The organism is Loktanella sp. DJP18 (assembly GCF_049310965.1).
Lineage (GTDB): Bacteria > Pseudomonadota > Alphaproteobacteria > Rhodobacterales > Rhodobacteraceae > Loktanella.
The window spans coordinates 1-1,147 of record NZ_JBMERN010000334.1; the positions used below are offsets into that span (position 1 = coordinate 1).

Below are 1,147 nucleotides of genomic sequence, written 5' to 3' on the forward strand. Positions count from 1 at the left end.
GCCCGCAAGGCTTTCAGGCAGGCCTCCAATCCGGGGCGGTCATCTTTCTTGCCGGAGGCCTGATCGGAATAGGTTTGGCTTGCCGGCACACCGGCAGCGGTCAAGGCATCCTTCTGCAGGTCGAACGACTGGCTGCCATCGGCCTTGGAGACACGGGCATAGCCGATCAGCATGTTTCACAAACGTTCGTTTGAGGCGCTTGGGATCCGCAATCACTTTCCTGCATTTAACTTATTCCTTATCTCATATCATAAATAAAACTAATCAATCCATTTCGTGAAAGCAAAAGAAACATGGCGCATCGCACCATTCTGACCGAGCGCCAGCGCGCGGCCCTATTTGACTTGCCAACCAGTGAACCTGCACTGCTTCACCACTATACGCTGGCTGATGATGACCTCGAACATATCCGCCTGCGCAGACGCCCACAGAACAGACTCGGATTTGCCCTTCAGCTTTGCGCGTTTCGCCACCCCGGCCGGTTGCTGACGACCGAAGAGATCATCCCAGAAAAAGTGATCAGGTTCATCGCGGCTCAATTGGGCGCGCAAGCGGCGGAGTTGGAGGGCTACGCCGTCCGCGAAGAGACCCGGCGTGATCATCTGATCGAGCTTCGGGCAATCTATGGCTACAAGATGTTTGCCGGGCGTGGTGCCCGCGACCTGAAGGGCTGGCTGGAAACTGAGGCTGAGGTCGCGCGCTCCAATGAAGATCTGGCGCGCCGGTTCGTAGCAGAATGCCGCCGGAGCCAGACCATTCTGCCCGGGGTGTCGGTGATCGAACGGCTTTGCGCTGATGCGCTTGTCGCTGCCGAACGTCGGATGGAGGCGCGCATCGCCGACCGTCTCGACGCGCCCATGAGAGACAGACTGGATGCTCTGCTTTCGGAAGACGTCGATGACCGGGTCAGCCGTTTTGTCTGGTTGCGCCAATTTGAGGTCGGCAAGAACTCGGCGGACGCGAACCGGCTGCTGGACCGGTTGGAGTTCCTGCAAGGTCTCGGGCTTGCAGCCGCTGCCCTTGATGGCGTTCCACCGCATCGCATTGCCCGGCTTCGCAGGCAGGGTGAGCGGTATTTCTCGGATGATTTACGCGACATTTCAGGTAATCGGAGACTGGCGATCCTCGCCGTTTGCACCGTGGAATG

General features: G+C 58.6%; 2 protein-coding genes. One reads left to right on the forward strand and one right to left on the reverse strand.

The features are described 5' to 3' along the window. Window positions 1–173: recombinase family protein (locus ACOI1H_RS25705; protein WP_422441170.1), on the reverse strand; the 173-nt coding region annotated here is incomplete at its 3' end. 120 nt (window positions 174–293) lie between these two features. On the opposite strand from ACOI1H_RS25705, the gene ACOI1H_RS25710 reads away from it, so the two are divergent. Then, window positions 294–1,147, forward strand: an 854-nt coding sequence (locus tag ACOI1H_RS25710) for a DUF4158 domain-containing protein (protein WP_422441168.1), incomplete at its 3' end; no start/stop codon positions are given.